This window comes from Azospirillum sp. 11R-A (genome assembly GCF_049472615.1).
Lineage (GTDB): Bacteria > Pseudomonadota > Alphaproteobacteria > Azospirillales > Azospirillaceae > Azospirillum > Azospirillum palustre.
In genome coordinates this window covers 128,174-151,140 of sequence record NZ_JBCEBL010000017.1, presented here as the reverse complement: position 1 = coordinate 151,140, position 22,967 = coordinate 128,174, and the positions used below count along the sequence as shown (strand labels likewise).

The 22,967-nt window shown below is 68.7% G+C and carries 20 protein-coding genes; 3 read left to right on the top strand and 17 right to left on the bottom strand.

Annotation, left to right across the window (positions count from 1 at the left end):
- Positions 1–7 precede the first annotated feature (7 nt).
- The 5 genes from pdxA to VH569_RS21960 all read right to left on the bottom strand — a co-directional run bounded on the left by pdxA (position 8) and on the right by VH569_RS21960 (position 5,921).
- Entirely contained in the window at positions 8–1,042 is a 1,035-nt protein-coding gene (pdxA, locus tag VH569_RS21980; protein WP_423317925.1) for a 4-hydroxythreonine-4-phosphate dehydrogenase PdxA, read from the bottom strand.
- The gene (locus VH569_RS21975; protein WP_423317923.1) at positions 1,039–2,238 is read right to left on the bottom strand and encodes a four-carbon acid sugar kinase family protein; all 1,200 of its coding nucleotides are present in this window, start codon (positions 2,236–2,238) and stop codon (positions 1,039–1,041) included. Before VH569_RS21975 ends, pdxA begins: the two co-directional genes overlap by 4 nt.
- A 275-nt stretch (positions 2,239–2,513) precedes the next feature.
- The gene (locus VH569_RS21970) at positions 2,514–3,290 is read right to left on the bottom strand and encodes a FadR/GntR family transcriptional regulator (RefSeq protein ID WP_423317921.1); all 777 of its coding nucleotides are present in this window, start codon (positions 3,288–3,290) and stop codon (positions 2,514–2,516) included.
- Positions 3,291–3,388: 98 nt separating this feature from the next.
- Positions 3,389–4,948 carry a threonine ammonia-lyase, biosynthetic gene (ilvA, locus tag VH569_RS21965; RefSeq protein WP_423317920.1) on the bottom strand — a complete coding sequence of 520 codons (1,560 nt, stop codon included), beginning with the start codon at positions 4,946–4,948 and terminating at the stop codon, positions 3,389–3,391.
- Positions 4,949–4,982: 34 nt separating this feature from the next.
- Positions 4,983–5,921, bottom strand: a complete 939-nt coding sequence (locus VH569_RS21960) for a LysR family transcriptional regulator (RefSeq protein ID WP_423317918.1) — start codon at positions 5,919–5,921, stop codon at positions 4,983–4,985.
- A 195-nt stretch (positions 5,922–6,116) separates the two neighbouring features.
- Here VH569_RS21960 and VH569_RS21955 point away from each other — a divergent pair, with 195 nt between their 5' ends.
- Positions 6,117–7,283 (top strand): MFS transporter, encoded by a 1,167-nt coding sequence (locus VH569_RS21955; protein WP_423317916.1) that lies wholly within the window; start codon positions 6,117–6,119, stop codon positions 7,281–7,283.
- A 191-nt stretch (positions 7,284–7,474) separates the two neighbouring features.
- Entirely contained in the window at positions 7,475–8,281 is an 807-nt protein-coding gene (locus VH569_RS21950; protein WP_423317915.1) for a class I SAM-dependent methyltransferase, read from the top strand.
- A gap of 16 nt (positions 8,282–8,297) precedes the next feature.
- On the opposite strand, the gene VH569_RS21945 is transcribed toward VH569_RS21950, so the two are convergent.
- The 11 genes from VH569_RS21945 to VH569_RS21895 all read right to left on the bottom strand — a co-directional run bounded on the left by VH569_RS21945 (position 8,298) and on the right by VH569_RS21895 (position 19,764).
- A complete protein-coding gene (locus VH569_RS21945; RefSeq protein ID WP_423317913.1) occupies positions 8,298–9,740 on the bottom strand; it encodes an FAD-binding oxidoreductase in 1,443 nt (480 codons plus the stop codon).
- A 5-nt stretch (positions 9,741–9,745) separates the two neighbouring features.
- On the bottom strand, positions 9,746–10,453 hold the full coding sequence (locus VH569_RS21940) for an ABC transporter ATP-binding protein (protein ID WP_423317912.1): 708 nt from the start codon (positions 10,451–10,453) through the stop codon (positions 9,746–9,748).
- On the bottom strand, positions 10,446–11,237 hold the full coding sequence (locus VH569_RS21935) for an ABC transporter ATP-binding protein (RefSeq protein ID WP_423317910.1): 792 nt from the start codon (positions 11,235–11,237) through the stop codon (positions 10,446–10,448). Before VH569_RS21935 ends, VH569_RS21940 begins: the two co-directional genes overlap by 8 nt.
- Positions 11,234–12,250, bottom strand: a complete 1,017-nt coding sequence (locus tag VH569_RS21930; protein ID WP_423317908.1) for a branched-chain amino acid ABC transporter permease — start codon at positions 12,248–12,250, stop codon at positions 11,234–11,236. The genes VH569_RS21935 and VH569_RS21930 overlap by 4 nt, the downstream gene beginning before the upstream one ends.
- Complete coding sequence (locus VH569_RS21925) at positions 12,247–13,125, bottom strand: branched-chain amino acid ABC transporter permease (RefSeq protein WP_098736495.1); 879 nt, start codon at positions 13,123–13,125, stop codon at positions 12,247–12,249. Before VH569_RS21925 ends, VH569_RS21930 begins: the two co-directional genes overlap by 4 nt.
- Positions 13,126–13,300: 175 nt before the next feature.
- Positions 13,301–14,443, bottom strand: a complete 1,143-nt coding sequence (locus VH569_RS21920) for an ABC transporter substrate-binding protein (RefSeq protein ID WP_098736494.1) — start codon at positions 14,441–14,443, stop codon at positions 13,301–13,303.
- Positions 14,444–14,548: 105 nt separating this feature from the next.
- On the bottom strand, positions 14,549–15,409 hold the full coding sequence (locus VH569_RS21915) for an isocitrate lyase/PEP mutase family protein (protein ID WP_423317905.1): 861 nt from the start codon (positions 15,407–15,409) through the stop codon (positions 14,549–14,551).
- Positions 15,393–15,956, bottom strand: a complete 564-nt coding sequence (locus VH569_RS21910) for a 3-isopropylmalate dehydratase (protein WP_423317903.1) — start codon at positions 15,954–15,956, stop codon at positions 15,393–15,395. The genes VH569_RS21915 and VH569_RS21910 overlap by 17 nt, the downstream gene beginning before the upstream one ends.
- Before the next feature lie 8 nt (positions 15,957–15,964).
- Positions 15,965–17,221: a 3-isopropylmalate dehydratase large subunit gene (locus tag VH569_RS21905; RefSeq protein ID WP_423317901.1), complete on the bottom strand. Its 1,257-nt coding sequence runs from the start codon at positions 17,219–17,221 to the stop codon at positions 15,965–15,967.
- A gap of 26 nt (positions 17,222–17,247) precedes the next feature.
- Positions 17,248–18,837 (bottom strand): FAD-binding oxidoreductase, encoded by a 1,590-nt coding sequence (locus tag VH569_RS21900; RefSeq protein ID WP_423317899.1) that lies wholly within the window; start codon positions 18,835–18,837, stop codon positions 17,248–17,250.
- Between the two features lie 36 nt (positions 18,838–18,873).
- On the bottom strand, positions 18,874–19,764 hold the full coding sequence (locus tag VH569_RS21895) for an MBL fold metallo-hydrolase (protein ID WP_423317897.1): 891 nt from the start codon (positions 19,762–19,764) through the stop codon (positions 18,874–18,876).
- Between the two features lie 380 nt (positions 19,765–20,144).
- Here VH569_RS21895 and VH569_RS21890 point away from each other — a divergent pair, with 380 nt between their 5' ends.
- Positions 20,145–21,038: an IclR family transcriptional regulator gene (locus VH569_RS21890; protein ID WP_423317896.1), complete on the top strand. Its 894-nt coding sequence runs from the start codon at positions 20,145–20,147 to the stop codon at positions 21,036–21,038.
- Between the two features lie 47 nt (positions 21,039–21,085).
- On the opposite strand, the gene VH569_RS21885 is transcribed toward VH569_RS21890, so the two are convergent.
- Positions 21,086–22,702: an alpha/beta fold hydrolase gene (locus VH569_RS21885; RefSeq protein ID WP_423317894.1), complete on the bottom strand. Its 1,617-nt coding sequence runs from the start codon at positions 22,700–22,702 to the stop codon at positions 21,086–21,088.
- Positions 22,703–22,967: the final 265 nt, after the last annotated feature.

The following is a 22,967-nucleotide window of genomic DNA, read 5'->3' as shown; positions in this document are numbered from 1 at the left end:
GGGTTCCTCAGGCGGCGACGCGCACGCGGGCGGCGGCCAGCTTTTCGGCGTAGTCGATGGCCTCGATCAGGCTCAGCTCGTTGGCGATGCCCTTGCCGGCGATGTCGAAGGCGGTGCCGTGGTCGACGGAGGTGCGGATGATCGGCAGGCCGAGCGTGATGTTGACACCGCTCAGCGCGTCCCAGGTGCCGGTCTCCGGATTGACGTTGAAGCCCAGCAGCTTGACCGGGATGTGGCCCTGGTCGTGATACATGGCGACCACCGCGTCGTACTGGCCGGCGCGCAGCTTGACGAAGATGGTGTCGCCCGGCACCGGCCCGACGACATCCAGCCCGTCGGCGACGCATTGGCGGATCACCGGCTCGGTCACCTCGATGTCCTGGCGGCCGAACAGCCCGCCTTCGCCGGCATGCGGGTTCAGCGCGGCGATGGCGATGCGGCGGCGGGAAAGGCCGAGCCCGGCCAGCGTCTCGTCGGTGCGGTCGATGACGTAGCGCAGCCGTTCCGGCGTCAGCTTCTTCGGCACATCCTCCAGCGCGATGTGGGTGGTGACGTGGCTGACCCGCATGTTGCCGTGGGCCAGCATCATCACCGAGCCGCGGGCGCCGGTCAGTTCGGCCAGCAGGTCGGTGTGCCCGGCGAAGTGATAGCCGGCCTTGTTCATCGCCTCCTTGTTCAAAGGCGCGGTGACGATGCCGTGGATGCGGCCGGCTTCGGCCAGCCGCACCGCGCGTTCCACCGCCAGATAGGCGAAGCGGCCGCCGTCGACCGACAGCACGCCGGGACGGATCGGCTCGCCCTCCGGCCCGGCCTGGAGGCAGGCCAGCGCCGGCCACTCGCCGTCGATGTCAGTCACCTCGGGGAAGTCGAGGTCGCTGCCGAGCGCATCGCGCGCCGCATGGAGGGCGGGGTTGCTGCCGATGACCAGCAGGCGCAGCGTGCCGTCGGCCAGCCGGTCCTTCAGACGCGCGCAGGCCTTCACGATGATCTCCGGCCCGACGCCGGCCGGATCGCCCATGGTGATGGCCAGATGCGGTGTCATGCTTGTTCTCCCTGATGAAGCGGCGCAGCCAGCGCAAGCAGCCGGCGCAGCAGTGATGGGTCGCCGAACGCGCCCGATTTTGAAATGATGCGGACCCCGTCGAAGCGTCCGCCGCGCAGGATGGAGCAGGGCACCCCCGGCCAGATCTGTCCGTCCAGCTCCAGCCGGTCGGCTTCCAGGGCGAGGCAGAGGCCGCGCAGGGTCTCGCCGCCCGCCACCAGCAGCGTGCCGGGCGGGTCGAGCCGGCGGACCAGCCGGGCGAATTCCCGTTCGATCCGCTGCGCCGCGTTGCTCCGTGCCAGCCCGTCGGGCAGGGCGAGGGTGGCGAGTGCGATGCCGTCGCGGTCCAGCCGCTGGGCCAGCACCATGGCCGAGGTCGGGCCGCCGTCGGGCAGCGCCAGCACATGTTCCGAACAGGCGCCGATCTGCGCCGTCATCGCCGGATGGTTGGTGCCGAACAGGCCGAGGATCGGCCGTGGCAGCCGCATGGCGACGGGATCGCAGGCGGCGGTGCCCATCTGCCGGGCCAGCGCACCGGCCAGTCCGCTGCTGCCGCACCACAGCACGCGCCCGTTCAGCGCGAGGCCGGCGGCGGCGACGGCGTCGAGATCGGCATCGGTTTCGGCATCCCACAGGCTGACACCCGCCGGCACCGCCGCGCCGGGGCAGCGGAGCTGGACCGCAAGGCCTTCCCGCTCCAGATCGGCGCGCAGGTCGCTGGCTGCGGCTGTCCAGCTGCGGGCGTCATCGCCGCGGGCAAGCTGGATGCCGCCGCGCGTGATGCGGCCCTGATAGGGGAAGGCGGGGGCGACGATAACATGATCGGGAGCCGTGGCCGCGATCCAGGCGGCGATCTCCGTCCCGGCATGGCCGCGCAACAGGCTGTCGAGCTTGGCGTAATGGAGCGAGCCGGGACTGCGCGGCAGGCCGGCGGCGATGGCGGCGACCCGGCGGCGGGCCTCGTCCCGCGTCGCCTCGCGCGTGCCGCTGTCGAAAGCGAGCGTATTCGGCAGAGTGGGGTAGGGCAGGCTCTGCCAGTAGACGGAGATCGGACCGGCGATGGCGGCGAACTGGGCGGCGGTGTCGAGCGCCCCGGTCAGGTCGTCGGCGATCAGGCACGGATGCAGCGTTGCCGATGATCCGGCCGCGGCCTGGATGCCCTGTGGCGATCCGTCCTGTGGAACCATGCTGTCCATGGGTGGTCCCCATCCTTGTGAGCGGCGGCCCTCGCATTGCGATGGTCAGCTGCCGGGCGCTCCCGCCGCCCTCGACGATGACCCACTCCATCATAGCGCTGCGGAGATGTCAATATGTTGTAATGTTGTTGAAGGCAAAAATAAGGGATACAGCGCGGTTCTCGGGCAATACATGTTTACATGTTGCGCCAAGAAGCTATGGCCGCGCCGGTTCACGCGCACCAGCGACGGCCGGGCGGTGCGGTTCTGCCGGAAAGCAATTGCAGGTCAGCGATTTACAGCGAGAGGTCCAGCGCCCGCCCTTCGAACACGCGGTCGCGCGACCCTTCCAGATGCGTGCGCATCCGCTGGCGTGCGGTTTCGCCGTCCCGGTGACGGATGGCGTCGAAGATGCCGCGATGTTCGTCATACACGCCGGTTAGGCCGGAGCTCGGACCCATCAGCGACACGCCGTGGAACTTCATGCCGACGGAGATGTGATCCTTCAGCGCCTGCATCGACGACATGTAATAATGGTTGTTCGTCGCCTCGGCGATGGCGGTGTGGAAGGCGTAGTCGGCGTCCTCGCGGTGACGGTGGGCGCGGGTCGCATCGTCCATCAGGCTCAGCGCCGCGGCGATGCGGTCCAGCGCGGCGTCGTTCCAGCGCAATGCTGCGTGATAGGCGTGGTCCGGCTCGATGGTCAGGCGGAACTCGTAACAGCGCTGGATGTCGGCAATCGTTTCCACCGGCGCATAGCCCAGCACCGGCTGGCTTTCCTCCACCGCCACCCGGACGAAGCTGCCAGCGCCCTGGCGGGAGTAGATCAGCCCGTCGTTGCGCAGCCGCTTCAAGGCCTCCCGCACCACCGGGCGCGACACCTGGAAGCGGGCGGCAAGGTCGTTCTCGCCGGGCAGACGCTCGTCGGGCTTGAAATCGCCGGCGCTGATCTGGGCCAGCAGCAGCTGGTAGATCCGCGTGACCAGCGGCGTCTGGCGGGTGCGGAGCAGCGGCGTGCCCTCCCCGCCGTCCGACACCGCAGCGGTCATCGCGCCGTGTTCACTCGACTCCATCCTGTCGCTCCCGCTCCGCTGGCTGCCGTCCCTCGGCTGTCAGGTATTTGTAAACATGTAAGGGCCAACTTGCCAGCTTTTAGGGAGCGGTCCGGGCATCAGCCCTGCGGTTCGGCCAGGAACATCCGGTAGGCCGGGTTGCCGGTCTCGTCCCAGCAGGGATAGCCAAGCTCGTCCAGGCAGCGCCGGAACCGCGTCCGGTCCTTGTCCGGCACCTGGATGCCGGCCAGCACGCGGCCATAGTCGGCACCGTGGTTGCGGTAATGGAACAGCGAGATGTTCCACTCCTGCGCCAGCCCGTTCAGGAACTTCAGCAGGGCGCCCGGCCGCTCCGGGAACTGGAAGCGGTAGAGCAGCTCGTCCTTCAACCCGCGCACCCGGCCGCCGACCATGTAGCGGACATGGAGCTTCGCCATCTCGTTGTCGCTCATGTCCAGAACCGGGCAGTCCAGGCCGCGCAGCAGATCGATGATCTGGCGCTTTTCCGCATCGCCCTCGGTCAGCTGGACGCCGACGAAGATCTGCGCCTCGCGGTCGTCGGCATAGCGGTAGTTGAACTCGGTGATCGAGCGCTTGCCGAGCGCCTGGATGAATTGCCGGTAGGCGCCCGGCCGCTCCGGGATGGTGACGGCCAGCAGTGCCTCGCGCCGCTCGCCGATCTCCGCCCGTTCGGCGATGTGGCGCAGCCGGTCGAAATTCATGTTGGCGCCGCTGCCGATGGCCACCAGCCCCTTGCCCTGCAACCCTTCGCGCTCGGCGTATTTCTTCAGGCCGGCCAGACCGACCGCGCCCGACGGTTCGGTGATCGCGCGGGTGTCCTCGAAGATGTCCTTGACGGCGGCGCAGATCTCGTCGGTGTTGACGGTGATGACCTCGTCCAGCAGCTCGCTGCACAGCCGGAAGGTCTCGGATCCGACCTGACGGACGGCGACGCCGTCGGCGAACAGCCCGACCTGATCCAGTTGCACGCGCTTTCCGGCCGCGATGGCGGCGCCCATGCTGGCCGCGTCGTCGGGCTCGACGCCGATCACCTTCACGTCGGGGCGCAGGAACTTGACGTAGGCGGCGATCCCGGCGGCCAGCCCGCCGCCGCCGATCTGCACGAAGATGGCGTCCAGCGGGTGCGGGTGCTGGCGCAGGATTTCCATGCCGACGGTGCCCTGGCCGGCGATCACGTCGGGATCGTCATAGGGATGGATGAAGGTCAGCCCCTTGTCGGCCTCGATCTGGCGGGCATGGAGATAGGCGTCGTCGAAGACGTCGCCGTGCAGCACGACCTTACCGCCGCGGCTCTTGACCGCCTGGACCTTGATGGCCGGCGTCGTCCGCGGCATGACGATCACCGCCTTGATCCCCAGCTTCTGCGCCGACAGCGCCACGCCCTGGGCATGGTTGCCGGCCGACGCGCACACCACCCCGCGCTCCCGCGCCTCCGGCGGAAGCCCGACCATCTTGTTGTAGGCGCCGCGCAGCTTGAAGGAAAAGACGGGTTGCAGATCCTCGCGCTTCAGCAGGGCCATGTTGTTCAGGCGCTGCGACAGCCGCGGCATCGGGTCGAGCGGGCTTTCGATCGCCACGTCATAGACGCGCGCGGTGAGGATTTTGCGGACATACTCGTGCATGAACATCGGCCTTCCTGAACAAGTCGCGGACACCATAGCAAAGCCGTGGCAATGCCGCCGCCTTTTGACGCTATGGCGCCTGCACCGCGCGGAAGGCGAGGGGCACGGCGACGCGCATCACCTCGATGAAGCGGCGCAGGCGGGCCGGCTGGTGGCGGGCGGGATGATAGACCAGACTGACGGGCAGGGTGGGCGCCTGCCAGTCCGGCGCCAGATGCACCAGCCGGCCCGCCGCCAGATCGTCCACCAGCGCCCATTGCGAGGCGATGGCCGCCCCCAGCCCCAGGATCGCCGCGTTGCGGATCGCCTGCAGCCCGTCGGTGGACAGGCGCGGCCGGATGGGAAAGCCGACCGTCTCGCCGGTCCCGGCATGGGTCAGCGTCACCTCTCCCCGGTAGAAAGTGCGCAGAGCCAGCCAGGGCAGGTCCGTCAGCTCGTCCGGATGCTGCGGCACCGGCCGGCCGCCGAGCAGGGTGGGGGAGGCAACGGCGATCCGCGGCACCTCCGCCAGCCGCAGGGCGACGACCGATGGGTCGGAGACCTCGCCGACCCGGATGGCGCAGTCGATGCCCTCGGCGATGAAGTCCGGCATGCGGTCGTGCAGCAGCCATTCCACCGTCATCCGCGGAAAGCGGCGCAGATAGTCCGCCACCGGCCCGATCAACTGCTGCTGTCCGAAAGCATGCGGCGCCAGCACCCGCAGATGGCCGGTCGGCTGGTCGTCGGCGCCGCGGACATCGCTTTCCAGCATCTGCCAGCCGGCCAGCAGATCTTTTGCCCGCTCGTAACAGAGAGTGCCGTCTTCCGTCAGGTTCATCCGGTGGGTGGAGCGGTGCAGCAGCCGGACGCCGAGCGTCCGCTCCAGCAGTTGCAGACGGCGGCTGACCGTCGGCTGGGTGCTGCCCAGCTGTGTGGCTGCGGCCGACAGGTTCCCCGCCTCCACGATGCGGACGAAGGTCTCCAGCAGGGCGATGCGGTCGCTGCCGACCGCCGGGAGGTCATTGTTCATACGTAAAGCGTATAGCAAATCTACACCCGGTCCGGCTACCGTCTCTTGCAGCCCGCCGCCATACTCCCCCTCAACCAAGACACTGCTTGCCCTTGAGGGGATCGAACGATGACAATCATTCAAACTGCGCATGCAACGCCGCTGGCAAGTGCAATGCCAAGCCAGGGTCCCCTGGCGCCTGCGCATGACGGCGGGATGAGCCGGCCGCTGGTGTTCCTGATGGCCGCGGGCACCGGTCTGGCGGCGGCGACGCTCTATTACAGCCAGCCGATGCTGGGCGTGCTCGGCGCTGACATCGGGGCGGCGGACCGGACGGTTGGCTGGGTGCCGACGCTGACCCAACTGGGATACGCCTTCGGCATTCTGCTGCTGGCCCCGCTGGGCGACCGCTTCGACCGCCGCCGCATCATCCTGGCGAAGGTGTCGGTGCTGGTCGCGGCCCTGCTGGCGGCGGGCTTCGCGCCTTCCATCGGCGGATTGCTGGCGGCGAGCCTGGTGATGGGGCTTTCGGCGACGCTGGCGCAGGACATCGTCCCCGCCGCCGCGACGCTGGCCCCGGCGGAGCATCGCGGCCGGGTGGTCGGCACGGTGATGACCGGCCTGCTGCTGGGCATCCTGCTCTCTCGGGTGGTCAGCGGCGTCATCGCCGAACAGTTCGGCTGGCGCGTCGTGTTCGTCGCCGCCGCCGGCAGCATCGCCCTGCTCGGCGCCGCGCTGTGGCGTGGGCTGCCGCGCTTTGCGCCGACGACCGATCTCGGCTATGGCGAGCTGCTGGGGTCGCTGGTCACGCTGTGGGCCCGTCATCCCGGCCTGCGCCGGGCGGCGATGGCGCAGGGTCTGCTGTCGCTGGGCTTCAGCGCCTTCTGGTCGACCCTGGCGGTGATGCTGCATGGCGCGCCGTTCCATCTGGGTGCCGCCGCGGCGGGTGCCTTCGGTCTGGCCGGTGCGGCCGGTGCGCTGGTGGCGCCGATTGCCGGCCGCATCGCCGACAGCCGCGGTCCGGCGCTGATGACCCGGCTGGGCGCCGGTCTGGCCGTGCTGTCCTTCGCCGCCATGGCGCTGTCGCCGCTGCTGCCCGAAGGGGGCCGCCTGTGGCTGCTGGTGGCGAGCGCCGTCGGCTTCGACCTTGGCGTCCAGGCATCGCTGATCGCCCACCAGACCATCGTCTACGGCATCGACCCGGCCGCCCGCAGCCGCCTGAACGCGGTGCTGATGGTCGGCATGTTCATCGGCATGGCAGCCGGCGCCACGCTGGGCAGCCAGGCCCTGGCCGCCTGGGGCTGGAATGGCGTGGTCGCCGTCGCCACCGCCGCCTCGGCCGCAGCATTGGTCCTGCGGTTCCTGACCCGGTCGGACCGCTGAACCGTCCCTTTTCCCAAGATGACCGCAAGTCCCCCGGAGCCATGCCGAAACGCATGGCTCCGGGGGACTTTTCGTTGCGATTTCGTCGATTGCCGGACCCAAGGAGCATGCGCCCGCCCCCAATTGGCCGTCGCCCGCATCGTCGGCGGGGAATAAGCTGAGCGATCCCGCATTTTGAAATGGGGGGCGACATGGCTGACGTGGACAAGGCATTCGCAGGGGCGATTCCGGCACTCTATGACCGTTATCTCGGCCCCCTCCTGTTCGAACCCTATGCCGGCGATATGGCACGGCGGCTTGCAGGCATGGAAGGGCGGATTCTGGAAACGGCGGCCGGAACCGGGATTGTGACGCGCGCCCTGGTCCAGACCCTGCCGGCAAGCGTCGAACTCGTTGCGACGGACCTCAATCAACCGATGCTCGACCATGCGGCGCAGAAGCTGGATGCGTCGCGGGTGATATGGCGGCAGGCGAACGCCCTGAGCCTGCCCTTCGAAAGCGACAGCTTCGATGCGCTCGTCTGCCAGTTCGGCGTGATGTTCTTCCCGGACAAGCCCGAGGGGTTCGCCGAAGCACGCCGGGTGCTGAAGCCGGGAGGCCGCTTCCTGTTCAGCGTGTGGGACCGGATCGAGGACAACGAGATCGCCGCGGTCGTCAGCGCCGCCGTTGCCGCGGCCTTTCCCGACGATCCGCCCGGCTTCATGGCACGGACGCCGCACGGCTATCATGACACCGGGCGGGTCCGCGCCGACCTCCAAAAAGCCGGCTTCACCGACATCGGCATCGAGACCGTGACCCTGCGCAGCCGGGCGGCGACTGCCGCCGATCCGGCGACCGGCTTTTGCCAGGGAACGCCCATGCGCCTGGAGATCGAGGCGCGGGATGCAAGCCGCCTCGACGAGGTGACGGACCTCGCCGCCCAGGCCATCGCCCGGCATTTCGCCGACGGCCCGATAGACGGCAGGATTCAGGCGCATGTGATAACGGCGGTGGCCTGAACCGGGGACACAATGGTCAGTGTCGGGCCGCCACGACCTTGCCCGGATTCATCACTCCCTGCGGGTCGAACAGCTGCTTGATGCCCCGCATCAACGCCATCTCCGCCGGTCCCTTGAAGGCGGCGAGCGCGTCGCGCATGCTCTGGCCGATGCCATGCTCGGCGCTGATGGTGCCGCCGAGCGCGATTGCCTGTTCATGGACCGCCGCGCTGATCGCCTGGGCGATGCGGTCCAGCGGCTCGCCGGATGCGCGGAGGCTTTCGCGGAGGCTTTCCGGCAGGATGGCGACCAGATGGATGTTGCCGTCGCCGATATGCCCCACCGCCACCACTCGGGCATCCGGCCGCACCGCCTCGATGGCCGCGCTGGCGCGGGTGACGAAGTCGGGGATGCGGGCGACCGGCACCGCGGTGTCGTGGCCGACGACGATGCCGCTCTTGCGGTTGGCCTCCGACACGCTGTGGCGCAGCTTCCACATCGCATTCGCCTGGGCTTGGCTGCGGGCCACCGCCGCGTCGGCGATGCGTCCGTCCTCCAACCCGGTTGACAGCAAATCCTCCAGCCGCGCGGCCAGATCCAGCCCCTGCATCGGGTCGGTGACCTCGACCAGCAGATACCAGGGCATGATTGTGCCGAGCGGTCGGGCAGTGCCCGGCACATGGGCCAGCACCGAGGCCAGTTGCGACTCCGACAGGATTTCCGCCGTGCTCACCCGGTCGCCCAGCGCAGCGCGCAGTTGGGCGAACACTTGCAAAGCCGCGTCCAGCGAGGGCAGGGCGAGAAAGCCGGTGGCGACGCTCTGCGGCCTTGGGAACAGCTTCAGCGTCGCCGCCGTGACGATGCCCAGCGTGCCCTCCGCCCCGATGAACAAATGCTTCAGGGCATAGCCGGTGTTGTCCTTGCGCAGCGACCGCAGCCCGTTCCACAGCGTGCCGTCGGGCAGCACCACCTCCAGCCCGAGCACGAGGTCGCGCATCGGGCCGTAGCGCAGGACGGCGGTGCCGCCGGCATTGGTGGCGATGGTGCCGCCGATCTGGCAGCTGCCCTCGCTGCCCAGGCTCATTGGGAACAGCCGCCCGGCCTCCTCGGCGGCGGCCTGGACCGCGGCCAGGGTGCAGCCGGCCTCCACTGTCAGGCTGTCGCCGATGGGATCGACATCGCGGATGCGGGTCAGGCGCGACAGGCTGAGCACGAGGCTGCGGCCGCTACCGTCGGGAATGGCGCCGCCGACCACCCCGGTGTTGCCGCCCTGGGGAACCAGCGGCGTGCCCGTTTCCGCGCAAAGCCGAACGATGGCCGCCACCTGCGCCGCATCGGCCGGCCGGACCACGGCCAGCGCCGCGCCGCGGTAGCGCCCGCGCCAGTCCGCCAGGAAGGGCGCCGTGTCCACCGGCCCGACCAGCACATGGGCCGGCCCGAGGATCGCCCGCGCCCGCTCCACCACCTCCGTGCCGGACATGCCCGTCACAGCCCGAGATAGGCTGTTTTGATGCGCGGATCGGCCAGCAGGGTCTGGGCCGAATCCTCCATCACCACCCGCCCGGTTTCCAGCACATAGGCGCGGTCGGCAAGACGCAGGGCCAGATCCACGCGCTGCTCGACCAGCAGGATGGTGATGCCGGTGCCGTGCAGGTTCCTGATGGTGTCGGCTAGGGTGTCGACGATGATCGGCGCCAGACCCAGCGTCGGCTCGTCCAGCATCAGGCACTTCGGGTTGGCCATCAGGCCGCGGCCGAAGGCGACCAGCTGCTGCTGTCCGCCGCTCATCGTGCCGGCCTTCTGGGTGCGGCGTTCGGCCAGGATGGGGAACAGCTCGTAGACCCAGCGCAGCCGCTCGGCGAAGCCCATGCTGCCGGGCCGGCCGCGCAGCGCGCCCAGCTCCAGATGCTCCAGCACCGTCATCTCGGGGAAAAGCTGGCGGCCTTCCGGCACATGGACCAGCCCGCGCTCGATCACCTGATGGGGCGCCAGCCTATCGATGCGCTCGCCGTCGAAGGTGATCGTCCCGCCGCTCGGCCGCAGCAGGGCAGAGATCGCCTTCAGCGTCGTCGTCTTGCCGGCGCCGTTGGAGCCGACCAGCGTGACCAGCTCTCCGGCCTCGACGGTCAGGGAGACGTTGTGGACCGCCTCGCGGTGGCCGTAGCGGACTTTCAGACCTTCGACCTTAAGCATCGACCGGCTCCCGTCCCAGATACACGCGGATCACTTCCGGATCGTTCAGCACCTTGGCCGGCGGTCCCTCGGCGATCTTCACCCCATGGTCGAGCACCACCAGCCGGTCGCAGACGCTGGCAACCACCCGCATGTGGTGCTCCACCAGCAGAACGGTGACGCCGCGGGCGCGGATGCGGCGGATCATCTCGACCAGCCGCTGGCCCTCCTCCGGGTTCATGCCGGCGGCCGGCTCGTCCAGCAGCAGCAGGCGCGGCTCGGCGGCCAGCGCGATGGCGATCTCCAGCCGGCGTTGCTCGCCATAGGACATGGCGTCGGCCAGCGTGTCGGCGCGGTGGTCGAGATCGCAGAAGGCCAGGATCTCCAGCGCCTTGCGCCGCAGCTCCGCCTCTTCCCGTCGGTAGGCGGGGCTGCGCAGGATGGCGGCGCCCCAGCCGGCCCGCGTGGTGCGGAAGGCGGCGCTGCGCACATTGTCAAGCGCCGTCAGGCTTGGGAACAGGCTGGTGATCTGGAAGGTCCGCGAGACGCCGCGCTGGCCCATGACGTGCGACGGCGCGCCGGTGCAGTCGGTGCCTGCGAAGCGGATGCTGCCGGACGAGGGCGGCAGCGAGCCGCCCAGCATGTTGAACAGCGTCGTCTTGCCGGCGCCGTTCGGCCCGATCAGCCCGACCACCTCGCCGGCCTGGACCGTCATGGTGACGTCGCGCACCGCGGTCAGGCCGCCGAAGATGCGGGTCAGGTTGCTGACGGCGAGGATTTCACCTGCGTTTGCGGCGGGGTTCATTTCGCACCTCCCTCCGTGCTGGGCAAGCCGGTGGGCGTGGCCGGCTGGGTGTTCTCCGACTTGTGAGCGTTGCGCCAGCGCTGCCACAGGCTGATCAGCCCGCCCGGCAGGAAGACGACGGTGCCGGTCAGCAGGGCTGCGAAGATGACCATGCGCAGCGGGCCGGCGACGCGCAGCGATTCCAGGAGGCCGATATAGACCAGCGCCCCCAGGATCGGACCCAGGATGGTGCCACGGCCGCCGATAATGACGACGATGATGAGGGCGGCGACATTGTGGACGCCCATGATATCGGGGGTGATGACCCGGATGTAGTGGGCATAGATGGCGCCGCCGATGCCGGCGATGGCGGTGGCGGCGACGAAGCCCATCAGCTTGGTGTGGAAGACGTTGATGCCGAGCGAGGCGGCGAGCGGCGCATTCTCCCGCACCGCCAGGAAGGCGCGGCCGGTGCGGCTGCCCACCAGCGCGTGGCAGAGATAGGCGGTCGCCAGCACCAGCGCCAGCACCAGATAATAGGTCGGTCGGGCGCTGTCGAAGGCCAGCGGACCGATTGCCATCGGCGGGATGTCGGTGATGCCCATGGGCCCGCGCGTCAGATCGACCCAATGGTTGGTGATGGTGAACAGGATGGCGCCGAAGCCCAGCGTCAGGATGGCGAACTGCGGCCCGACCACCCGCAGGGCGGCGTAGCCGATGACCAGCCCGAACGCTGCGGCCACCAGCCCGGCCAGCGGCAGCCCCAGCAGCGGCGGCAGGCCCAGCTGTGTGGAGAGGATGGCCGAGGTGTAGGCGCCGACGCCGACGAAGGCGGCATGGCCGAAGGTGAGTTCGCCGAGATAGCCGATCACGATGTTGAGGCTGAGCGCCAGCAGCGCATACAGCATCCACAGCACCAGCAGATGTTCCAGATAGGCGTTGCCGGCCAGGAAGGGCAGGACGGCCAGGGCGGCGATACCGCCGGCAATCGCCAGGGGTTGGCCCAGGGAATGCCCATGAGAGTTGGTGTTCATCGCAGACCCCGCGCCGTGCTGAACAGGCCGTTGGGGCGCCACAGCAGGACCGCGATGATCATCGCGTAGCCGATCGCCTCCATGAAGCCGAGGGAGATGTAGCCGCCGCCCAGCGATTCGATGACGCCCAGCAGCAGGCCGGCGAAGAGAGCGCCGGTGACGCTGCCCAGACCGCCCATGATGACGACGATGAAGCCCTTCAGCACCGCCCAGTTGCCGATGGTCGGGAAGATCATCACGGTGGGGCCGACCAGGGCGCCCGACAGCGCCGCCAGCCCGCAGGCGAGCGCGAAGGTGTAGGTGTGGACCAGCCCGATGTTGATGCCGGTCAGCGCCGCACCGTCCGGATTCTGCGCCGTCGCCCGCATCATCTTGCCGAAGCGCGAATAGCGGATGAACAGGTAGACCGCGATCAGCGCCACCACCGCGGCGGCGAAGACCAGCACGCGCTGCTGGGTCAGCGTCACCGTGCCGATCTCCAGCACCTCGTCGGCGAAGGGGCTCTCGACATATTTCGGATCGGCGCCGAACAACAGTTCGCCGCCGTTGGCGATCAGCAGGGCGAGGCCCAGGCTGGACAGCAGGATGGTGAATTCATGGTCGCGGCGCAGCGGCCAGAAGATCAGCTTGTTGGCGGCGACGCCGAGCCCCGCCACCACCACGGCCGAGATCGCCGCCGCCGCGATGTAGTCGAGCCCGAACAGGGTGCCGACGAAATAGGTGATGTAGGCGCCGAGCATGTAGAACTCGCCATGGGCGAAATTCACGATGCGCAGCACCCCGAAGACCAGCGTCAGCCCGGTGGCGATGAGCACATAGGCCATCCCGTTGACCAGGCCGTTCGCGATCTGCTGGGCGAAGACGGTGAAATCCATGTCGAATCTTCCTGTCGGGGGGCGGGCGGTTGTTCCCTCTCCCCCCCCGGGAGAGGGTTAGGGTGAGGGGGTCGCGCTGCGGCCCTTTACCTAGAATCCACCCAATGCCTCCCCCTCACCCCGACCCTCTCCCCGGGGGGGAGAGGGGGAAGAAGGAGGGAGAGGGAGACCCTCGTTAATCCCGGACGCTGACGATCTGCTTCTTCTGAACCTGCACCAGATGGATCGCCTGGCTCGCCTGACCCTTGTCGGAGAAGCGCAGCTCCCCCATCACGGTCGGGACCGCCTGCGACTTCAGGGCCGCGGCGATCTTGTCGTAGGCGCGCGGGTCGCCGCCGGCGGCATCGACGCCGAAGGCCAGGGTCTGCACCGCCTGCGCGCCGAGCGCGGCGATAAAGGACGGATCGTTCTTGTAGTCCTTGCGGTATTGGTCCAGCCACGGCTTCAGCGACGGGGCGGCGCCGTCCTCGGTGAAGGGCGAGGCGGAATAGACCTGCTCCAGCGAGTTGCCGGACAGCTCGACCAGCTTCGGGTTCATGTTGCCGGCCGACGCGATGACCTTGCCGCGATAGCCGGTCTGCTTGATCTGCCGGTAGATCGTCGCCCCCTGCGAGGTGTTGATCGCCGCGACATAGATGGCGTCGGCGTTCAGCGACTTCAGCTTGGTCAGCGCGGTGGTGAAGTCGGTGTCGGTGCGGTTGTAGAACTCATGCCCCTTCACCTCGATGCCGCAGCCGGTCAGCAGCTTGGTGTAGTTGTCCAGCTCCAGCCGGCCCCAGTCGTCGTTGACGTTCATGAAGGCGATGGACTTGGGCTTGATGCGGTCGCAGATCGCCTTCGAATAGAACTCCGACATCATTGCCGAGGTGGCGTTCAGGCGGAACAGGTACTTGTGCCCTTCCTCCGTCACCTTCGGGTGCTGGGAGCTGGTCATGACGGTGATGATCTTGTCGCGCGTCACTTCCTTCATCGACAGGGCGACGGCGCTGAACCAGCCGCCGATGATCATGTCGACGTTGTCCTGCTCCATCGCCCGCTTGGCGGCGCTGACGCCATCCTCGGGGGAGCCCTTGTCGTCATAGGTCAGCAGCTCGATCTTGCGGCCGCCGGCCACACCGCCCTTGGCGTTGATCACCGCGGCCATCGCCTGCGCGCCTTCCAGGCCGAGCTGGCCTTCGAAGGCGCCGGTGCCGCTCATCGGCCCGATGAGGGCGATGCGGACTGGGGGCTGCTGCGCCTGTGCGCCGGTGGTGCCGGCGACGGGAATGATCAGGGCCAGGGCCGCCGCGGCGGCAAGGAGAGTGCGCCTACCGAACATGGGGTTCCTCCGTGGATTGGTCGTCTTTTGGTTGGCCGTCTTTTGCCCGGCCGGCTTTTGATTTCCCCTTGGCCCCGGCGGGTGGTGCCCGCCGGCAAAGGATCGTCAGGCGGTCTTCAGGTAGCGCTTCTGCAATTCCTCGATCTGCGGGAAGCCGATGAAGTCGATGAAGCTGTTGTGGTCGGTCACCGGGCGCGGCAGATCGCGGGTGGAGCGGCGTTCGGCCAGCGCCGCCAGATTCTCCTTCAGCGCCGAGGCGACGGTCATCAGCGGCACCAGCGCGTAGGTCGCCATGCCGGCCACCTCCTCGACCTCGTCGGCCGACAGCTTCTCCAGCCAGCCGAGCAGCTGCAGCGACAGCGGCACGCCGACCGCCTCGCGCATCGCACGCAAGCCGTCGATGTTTTGGAAGCATTTGCTGATCGGCTGGATCATGTCGGCACCGGCGGCGACATAGGCGCGCCCGCGCTCCATCGCGGCAGCCGGATCGACCACGTCGGTGCGGGCGATGATCAGCATGTTGGGATCGCGCCGGGCGGCCACCGCCGCCTCGATCTTGGCGACCGCCTCGTCCATCGGGATCACCTCGACCCCGCCGACGCAGATCGGGCAGCGCTTGGGCGCCACCTGGTCCTCCATGATGACGGCCGATACGCCCGACGCCTCGAACTCGCGGATCGTGCGCATCACGTTGATGGCGTTGCCATATCCGGTGTCGATGTCGGCGATGACCGGCACGTTGACCGCCGACACCACGTTGCGGACCACCGTCAGGTTTTCCGACATGGTGTACAGCTCTGCATCCGGCTGGCCGAGGAAGGAGGCCGAGACGCCGAAGCCCGAGGTCATCAGCGCGTCGAAGCCGGCCGCCTCGATGAAGCGGGCGGACAGGGCGTCATAGGCACCGGCCGACCAGACGGTCTTCTGCGCCAGGATGCGATTGCGGAATTCAGGTCCCCGAGACATTGGCATGGTCCTTTTGTTCGCGTTGCTGGGCCGCCTGCCGCTTCAGGAAGGGGACGAGGCCGCCGGCCTCGATCATCTCGGCATCCGCCTGCGGCAGCGGTTCGAAGGGAATTTCGGTGCCTTGGGTGTGGTTGCGGACCACGCCCGCCGCCCAATCCACCTCGATCTCGTCCCAGCGCCGGACGAAGCCGAGGATTCCGGGGCAGCTGACCTGCGGGAAGCCCATGCTGACCTCGCCGCGCCAGTAGCCGGGCGAGAAGGATTCCGCGATCACCCCGGTGACGCCGAGATGGCGCATCGCCTTCATCGGCGGGTAGTGCGGATGGCCGTAGCCGAAATTGTCGGCGCCGACCAGCAGGTCGCCCGGCCGTACCGACGTGGCGAAATCGGGGTCGTAGGCCTGCATGGCAAGCTGCGCCAGTTCGGCCACGTCGGTGATCTTGATGTTCTTGACGCCGACGATCTGGTCGACGTCGAAGTTGACCTCGTCGAAGATGAAGGCGACGCGGCCCTTCATCGCCGGCATATTAAGTGTGGGTTCGGTCATGCCCGGCCTCACAGGTACGGGCGCGGATCGGCGATCCGGCCCTCGATGGCGGAGGCGGCGACGACCGCGGCGTTGCAGAGGTAAATCTCGGAGTCCGGGCTGCCCATGCGGCCGCGGACGTTCAGCGTGCCGGTCGATACCGCGCGCTGGCCCGCCGTCATCGTCGCGATGCGGCCGAAGCAATAGTCGCAGCTGGGGGAGGAGACGAAGGCCCCCGCCTCCACCAGGGTGGAGACCAGCCCCTCGCGCGCCGCCGCCGCCATCAGCTCCTGGCTGGTCGGCACGATGTGCAGCGAGACGCCGGTCTTGACCCGCCGGCCCTCCAGCACCTTGGCCGCCGCCCGCAGATCCTCCAGCCGGCCCGATGCACAGGACCCCAGATAACCGGCGTTGATCTCCAGCCCGAGGAACTCGGTCAGGTCGCGGGTGTCCGCCGGGGTCGGCGGGGCGACGACGATCGGTTCCAGATCCGACAGGTCGATGTCGTGGACCGCCGAATAGTGGGCGTCCGGATCGCTCGACACCGGCTCCAGCCTTTTGCGGGCGCGGGGCAGGGCGTAGTCCAGCCGTACCGGGTCGGGATTGACGATGGCGGTCAGGGCGCCGGTGAACATGGCGAGCCCGGTGATGGTCTGAAGCCCCTCCGTCGACATCGCCGCCACCGACGGCCCGCCCAGCTCCAGCACCTGGAAGCGGCAGGAACTCGGCCCCAGACGCCGCACCAGATGATGGAAGACGTCGCGCGCCATCACGCCGGGCCGCAAAGACCCGCGCAGGTTCACCCGCACGGTGTCTGGCACGCGGATCGACACGGTGTCGCTGACGAAGGCTTCCATCACATTGCGGCGCAAGCCGATGGCGAGCGTGCCGAAGGTGCCGAGCTGGCTGACATGGCCGTCGAAATGGACGACGAAGGCGCCCGGCGTCGCATAGCCGACCTCGGCCGCCACCTGATGGCCGATGCCGTGCCGTTCGAACAGCGGCACATCGTTCTCCGCGCACCAGTTGCGCGTGTTGATGTGCAACTCCTCCTCCTTGGCGGTGGCGGTCGGCACCATATGGTCGATGAAGATGCCGAAGCGTTCCGGCTCGGCCACCCGCTCGATGCCGAAATCCTCCTTCATCGTCTTGAAGTAGACATCGGTGTAGCCGGGGAAGTCATAGGCCAGGACGAAGTCCGGCTTCGCCTTGATGTCCTGTCCGGCGCGCACCGCGGGCAGCCCCGCGGCGCGTGCCAGGATCTTCTCGGTGATGGTGTAGCCCATGGCGTGGATGTCTCCGCTCCCGATCCTCAGCGGCCGAGGCCGAGGGAACCGGGATTCATCAGCCCCTGCGGATCGACGGCGCGCTTGACGCCTTCCAGCAGCGACCAGGTTTCGGGGGTCACGATCTCGCGGAACGGGTAGTCTCGGGCGACCTGCCAGCTGACGCCGCCGAGGCTGCAATAGAGCTCCTGCGTCGCGCGGCGCAGTTCCGCCACCGCGTTGCGCGCCGCCGGGTTGGCCGGGCGGTCGCGCCAGGGCTTCACCACCTCGTCGCCCAGGCTGGCGGCGTGCAGCGGCGTGATCTCGTCGGTCCAGTAGAAGGCCGGTTCCAGGAAGAAGTCGTTCCCGACCGTCATGGTCATCACCGAATAGATGATGCCGTGCTGTTCCATGAAGCCGCGCTTTTCCGCGAAGAAGGCGTCGTTGGCAGCGACCACTCTGTCGGCGTCGCCCAGCGGGAAGATGGCGTGGATCGGCACCCAGCGCTGACCCTCGCGCCCCAGCATGCCGCGCACCGGCCCGAAGGGCTTGGAGCGCATGACCTTGGGCACGCTGTTCTCGATCTCCTTGCCGTGGCGGGCACCGATCTCGCGCACCGTCTGCATCGCCTCGCGCAACTGGGTCTCGCTGCGCCCCTCCACCACCAGATGGAGGGTGAAGTTGTGGTCCTTGAGGAAGGCGGTGCCGGCGGTGGCGACGCTCAGCGCCTCCTTGGCGCCCTGGAACAGCGACTTGCCGGCCTTCGCCACGTTGCCCAGCGTCTTCAGCCCGTCCGACAGCTTGTTGACGCTGGCCGAATGCTCGACCTTGGTGCGGTCGATGCCGAAGCCTTCCGAGACGCAGCGCGCCCGCGCCATCTCCACTTGCGCTGCGGCCATCGCCTGCATGGTGGCGAAGCCGAAGGACAGGAAATCGGTGTGCTCCGGCCGGCGGTGCAGCCGCAGCGTCGCCGCCACCTTGAAGCCCATGGCGCCGTTGTCGCCCAGGAACAGGCCTGTCAGGTCGGGGCCGCCGGAGCGGGTGAAGGGTTTGGTGCCGACGCGTCCGCCCGACCCGGTGGTGACGGTGCGCCCGTCGGCCAGCACCACGGTGACGCCCAGCACGCTCTCCGCCACGGTGCCGTGCAGGGCGGACCCGAAGAAGGCGCTGTTCTGCGACAGGGCGCCGCCGATGGTGGCGTTGATGCCCGACAGCGGTCCCCAATAGCCGGTGCGCAGGCCGGTTCCCTCCAGCGCCTCGTTCAGCGCCGCCCAGGTGCAGCCGGTCTCCACCGTCACATAGAGGCTGTCGGTGTTCAGCTCGACGATGCGGTTCAGCCGGCGGCTGTCGATGACGACCGAATTCGGGCCTTCGGGCAGATAGCCCTTGGTGTAGGACATGCCGCCGCCGCGCGGCACCACCGCCACCCCGGCGTCATGGGCGGCGCGCACGGTGGCGGCGACGGCGTCGCGGTCGCGCGGCAGGGCGATGGCGAGCGGCGCGATGCCCGGCTGCCAGAAAACGTCGTTGGCGTAGAAATTCCGGCTCTTCTCGTCATCCAGCAGGCCGTCGGGGCCGAGCGCCGTGCGCAGGGTGTCGATGAGAGTGGCCGGGCCGTCGAGGGCGGCGATGCTCATGGGGAAGTCCCTTTCGGGTATGATCGGGCTGAATGATCAGGCGGCGAGCGGCTCGAACCGGAAATTCTCGGCCGTCCGGCGGACGAAGCCGGTGTGGGGAGCGCCGAAATGGGCGGGGAAGACCAGGGCGCCGCGGTCGGCGGCATGGTCGAGCAGCCGGCGGCGGGTCGCCACCGCCTGCGCCTGATCCTCGCAGAAGCGGCTGTTCCAGTCGGGGCGCGCCACCTGCATCGGCTGGTGCAGGCAGTCGCCGGTGAAATAGGCGGCGTGCCGGTCCGACTCCAGCCGGACGAACATCTGGCCGGCGGTGTGGCCGGGGGCCAGTTCCACCGACAGCCCGTCGAGGATGCGGTCGCCGTCCTCGATCAGCTCGACCTGTCCGGCTTCCCAGACCGGCAGGACGCTGTCCTCCATCACCGGGCCGTTGCCCGGCATGCCGATCAGCCCGCCCTCGGGGCTGCGCCAGTGCTTGAATTCCTGCGCGCCGTAGATGTAGCGGGCGTTGGGGAAGGTCGGCACCCAGCGCCCGTCGACCAGCTGGGTGTTCCAGCCGACATGGTCGATGTGTAGGTGGGTGTTGATGACCAGCGTCACGTCCTCCGGCTGCACGCCCGCCGCCGCGAGGTTGCGCAGATAGGGCTTGTCCAGCATGTGGAAGCGCTCGAAACCGGGCGTGTGGCGTTCCTTGTGGTTGCCGCAGCCGGTGTCGACCAGGATCACATGGCGGTCGGTGCGGATCAGCCAGGAATGCATGCTCGACATCAGGCGCTTTGATGCCGGGGCGAGGAAATTCGGTTCGGCCAGTTCGGGGTTCCGGGTCAGGATCGCGTCGTCGTAGGCCGGAAACAGGAAGCCGGGGTCGAAGCCCGGCGTCAGCATTTCCTCGATCCGCGTGACCGTGAACGCACCAAGGGCGATGGTGTGCATAGTCCTCCCCTCGTGCAGGATGCCGGCGGCCGGTCCGGGAAATCAGGGGACGGCGGCGTGCCGGAGCATGGGGCGCCCGCCATCCGCAAAGGCGGTGGGGCGCGCTTGTTCTGTTTGGTTCGTTTTGTTTGTTTGGCAAGGAAACCATTTGCACCGGATCGTGTCAACAGGCAAAATTGGTGTCACTGTTTGACACGAACGGTGCATCGCGTTAGGGACGGTGGAAAGGGGTTGCGGAACTCCGCGCCTGCCATCAATGCTAGCCGGCGCTGCTACCGCGGCGGGATGATGGCGGTTTCGCCGTCTTCCGCCGGCTGTGTCGGACAGCAGCGTTTCCGCCTGGACTCGAGACGCGGGACATCCATAAGGGGCTTGAACGTATGGACACCGAACAGGACGACAACCAGGGCGCGGACAACCAGGGTATGGACGGCCAAGAGATGGACGGCCAGGGCACGGAAAAGAACGGTCTCGGCGTCCGCGCGGTGTCGCGGGCCCTGGCCGTGCTGCGCAGCTTCTATCGGGAAGGCCCGACGCTGACCCTGACGGAGGTCGCCGGTGCCGCGAAGCTCGACAAGGGGACGGCTCGGCGCATCCTGTTGACGCTGGTGCAGGATGGCTTCGCCGCCTTCGACCCGCAGAGCCAGAAATACAGCCTGGGGCTCGAGATCCTGAAGCTGGCCGGGGCGGTGCCGGAACGCCGCGACCTGCGCCAGATCGCCTCCACCATCCTGTCGCGGCTGGCGAAGACGACCGGCAGCACCGTGTTCCTGTCCGTCTATCACGACGGGTCGGCTGTCTGTTTGGACCAGTTCCACAGCGACCGCTCGGTCGAGGTGCGCTGGTGGATCGTCGGCGGGCAGCTGCCGATGAATTGCGGTGCGGCGCCGCGCGTGCTGCTGGCCTATCTGCCGGAGGCGGAGGTCGACCGCGTGCTGTCCCGCGGCACTACGCGCCTCACCCCCCACACCACCACCGACCCCCGCCAGCTGGCGAAGGAGTTGGAGGAGGTGCGGCAGCGTGGATGGTCGGTGGCGGTCGACGACGTGATCGAGGGGCTGGCCGCCATCGCCATGCCGCTGTTCGAGCCGGATGGCCGGCTGATCGCCGCGGTCAGCCTGACCGGCCTGACCCCCCACATCGTCCGCAACGGCCAGCCCAATTTCCTCGATGACATGCGCGACGCGGTGCGGGAGATCTCGGCCAACCTCTATTCCCTGTCGGCCCCGCCGCTGCACCGCGCCGTCCGCGCCCAGTCCGCCATCGGCGGCTGAACTGGGCCCGCCATCGGCGGCTGAACGGGGGTGGCGACAGTATTGCCTTATGACACCGGGTGCGGATTTGCCGTCCCCGGCTTTCCATTGAGGAAAGCGGCGTAGCAGTCGATGGTTTCCTGTACCGCCTGGGCACCCTGGCCGGGATACCAGACGGTGGCAGGGGTCGGCGTGACCTCCGTTCCGGCCGGGGCGAGCGTCTTCGCCTCCGCCAGCCCTTCGACCAGCATGTCGGCCGGACCGGCGCAGATCAGGGCCGGACGGGTCAGGCGCACCAGGGCCGCCCGCGTGTCGTAGCGGAAGGCGGCGCGGTAGGAGCGGTCGTAATGGCTGCTGCTCGCCAGCAGCCCCATGGTCCAGTCATGCAGCACCGCCGCGGTCGGGACGCCGATGTCGCGGGCGGCGGCGCGCTCCTGGCGGTACCACGGCCAGAACAGGAACATGTCGCGCCGCATGTTCCAGGCCTGGAGCAGATGCAGCCCCCAGCGGTCGGCGGCCAGCGGCGGGAAGTAATGGTCGAGGATGTCGGCGCTGAAGTCGGCCGGGATCAGCACCGGCGCTTCCAGCACGGCGCGGCCGATCCGCTCGGGATGGCGGACCGTCAGGTCGAGCGCCACCAGCGCGCCGGTGTGGGTTCCCCACAGGTCGAACCTGTCCAGGCCAAGCGCGTCGGCCAGCGCCAGCATGTCGTCGGCCAGCACGCCGATGTCCACCGCACGCTCCGGCTTGTCGGACTCGCCGTTGCCGAGATAATCGGGCGCGATGATCTCCCGTTCCGCCGCCAGCCCGTGCAGCAGCGGCAGCAGCGGTGCCGACGAACCCGGTGCCGACTGGAAAGCCAGCAGCGGCCGTCCCCGCCCGGCGCGGCGCAGATGGACGCGGCCATGGGGTGTGTCGGCGTAATCGTGCCAGACCCGCAGCGGGTCGGCGAAGGACCGCGTCGGCGGCAGCGGAGCGGTGGCTTTCCGTCCGGCGGCCATCGGTGCGAGACGGTCGGCGACCTCCGCTAGCCCAGCGATACAACTCTCCCCGGCGGCAGAGCCGGTCTCCGCGCGCATGGCGTCCAGGCACAGCGACCACAGCGCCCCATACCGGTCCGGTGCGACGGCAGCGCTGCGCAGCATCGCATCCAGCTCAGGCGGAGCGGGCAGGGGAGCGCCGCTCCTGGCCGGATGGCTGGCGTCGCGCGGTTCCAGGACATGGGCGTCGCGCAGATGCGCCCACAGCACCGCCAGATGCGTGCCATCCGCGCGGGGAGTCAGCGGGGCAGGACGCAAGTCCCGTTCGCTCCACCCCTCCGCCACGGCGGTGTCGACCAGCAGCACGCCGTACGGCTGCCACCCCGTTGCCGGCAGAGCGCGTGCCAGAGGGGCCGCAAGGTCGAAGGCCAGCAGCGGGCAGCCGATCAGGCCGAGCCGGCCGGCGGCATCGGCGATCAGGCGGGCCAGTCCGGCGACGTCGTCCGCCCAGCTTGTGACCGACCCGCCGGTTCCCGGCAGGTCGAGCGCGGTGACGGTCCAACCCGGCAGCGCACCCGCCAGCCGGTCGGCACAGACGGAGGCCGCTTCGATCAGGCCGGGAAGGACCAGCAGGTCCGGGCCCGATCCGCTGCGCCAGACGCGCATCTGGCTGTCGGCGAGGGTCACGTAATGGGGTGTCGACATCGGTTTCCTCCCGATTGGCTGGCGTCCGGCGCCTGCTCTTCGATGATGTGCGGAATTTGGGAATGGTCGCGCGAAGCGTCGGCTCCGCTCGCGTCGGGCGCTATGTTCGCCCTGCTGACGGTGTCGCTATTTGACACTCAGTTCATAGAATGACATAGTTTCCGCAACACCGACAAGTGCGGTGCCGGTGGGGCCGCAGAGCTTCGAGCCCCGGCATCGCCTGAATCCAGATATTCCACCAGAAATTCCAATTGAATCGTCAGGG

Bases quoted from the DNA above. Each gene is read 5' to 3' on its own strand.
- pdxA (WP_423317925.1), bottom strand. From the start codon at position 1,042: ATGACACCGCATCTGGCCATCACCATGGGCGATCCGGCCGGCGTCGGG.
- VH569_RS21950 (WP_423317915.1), top strand. From the start codon at position 7,475: ATGGCTGACGTGGACAAGGCATTCGCAGGGGCGATTCCGGCACTCTAT.
- VH569_RS21900 (WP_423317899.1), bottom strand. From the start codon at position 18,837: ATGAGCATCGCCGCCCTCGACGGCCCGGCCACTCTCATCGACACCCTG.
- VH569_RS21945 (WP_423317913.1), bottom strand. From the start codon at position 9,740: ATGTCCGGCACGGAGGTGGTGGAGCGGGCGCGGGCGATCCTCGGGCCG.
- VH569_RS21885 (WP_423317894.1), bottom strand. From the start codon at position 22,702: ATGTCGACACCCCATTACGTGACCCTCGCCGACAGCCAGATGCGCGTC.
- VH569_RS21905 (WP_423317901.1), bottom strand. From the start codon at position 17,221: ATGGGCTACACCATCACCGAGAAGATCCTGGCACGCGCCGCGGGGCTG.
- VH569_RS21910 (WP_423317903.1), bottom strand. From the start codon at position 15,956: ATGACCGAACCCACACTTAATATGCCGGCGATGAAGGGCCGCGTCGCC.
- VH569_RS21890 (WP_423317896.1), top strand. From the start codon at position 20,145: ATGGACACCGAACAGGACGACAACCAGGGCGCGGACAACCAGGGTATG.
- VH569_RS21955 (WP_423317916.1), top strand. From the start codon at position 6,117: ATGAGCCGGCCGCTGGTGTTCCTGATGGCCGCGGGCACCGGTCTGGCG.
- VH569_RS21935 (WP_423317910.1), bottom strand. From the start codon at position 11,237: ATGAACCCCGCCGCAAACGCAGGTGAAATCCTCGCCGTCAGCAACCTG.
- VH569_RS21940 (WP_423317912.1), bottom strand. From the start codon at position 10,453: ATGCTTAAGGTCGAAGGTCTGAAAGTCCGCTACGGCCACCGCGAGGCG.
- VH569_RS21975 (WP_423317923.1), bottom strand. From the start codon at position 2,238: ATGGACAGCATGGTTCCACAGGACGGATCGCCACAGGGCATCCAGGCC.
- ilvA (WP_423317920.1), bottom strand. From the start codon at position 4,948: ATGGTGTCCGCGACTTGTTCAGGAAGGCCGATGTTCATGCACGAGTAT.
- VH569_RS21960 (WP_423317918.1), bottom strand. From the start codon at position 5,921: ATGAACAATGACCTCCCGGCGGTCGGCAGCGACCGCATCGCCCTGCTG.
- VH569_RS21970 (WP_423317921.1), bottom strand. From the start codon at position 3,290: ATGGAGTCGAGTGAACACGGCGCGATGACCGCTGCGGTGTCGGACGGC.
- VH569_RS21925 (WP_098736495.1), bottom strand. From the start codon at position 13,125: ATGGATTTCACCGTCTTCGCCCAGCAGATCGCGAACGGCCTGGTCAAC.
- VH569_RS21895 (WP_423317897.1), bottom strand. From the start codon at position 19,764: ATGCACACCATCGCCCTTGGTGCGTTCACGGTCACGCGGATCGAGGAA.
- VH569_RS21920 (WP_098736494.1), bottom strand. From the start codon at position 14,443: ATGTTCGGTAGGCGCACTCTCCTTGCCGCCGCGGCGGCCCTGGCCCTG.
- VH569_RS21930 (WP_423317908.1), bottom strand. From the start codon at position 12,250: ATGAACACCAACTCTCATGGGCATTCCCTGGGCCAACCCCTGGCGATT.
- VH569_RS21915 (WP_423317905.1), bottom strand. From the start codon at position 15,409: ATGTCTCGGGGACCTGAATTCCGCAATCGCATCCTGGCGCAGAAGACC.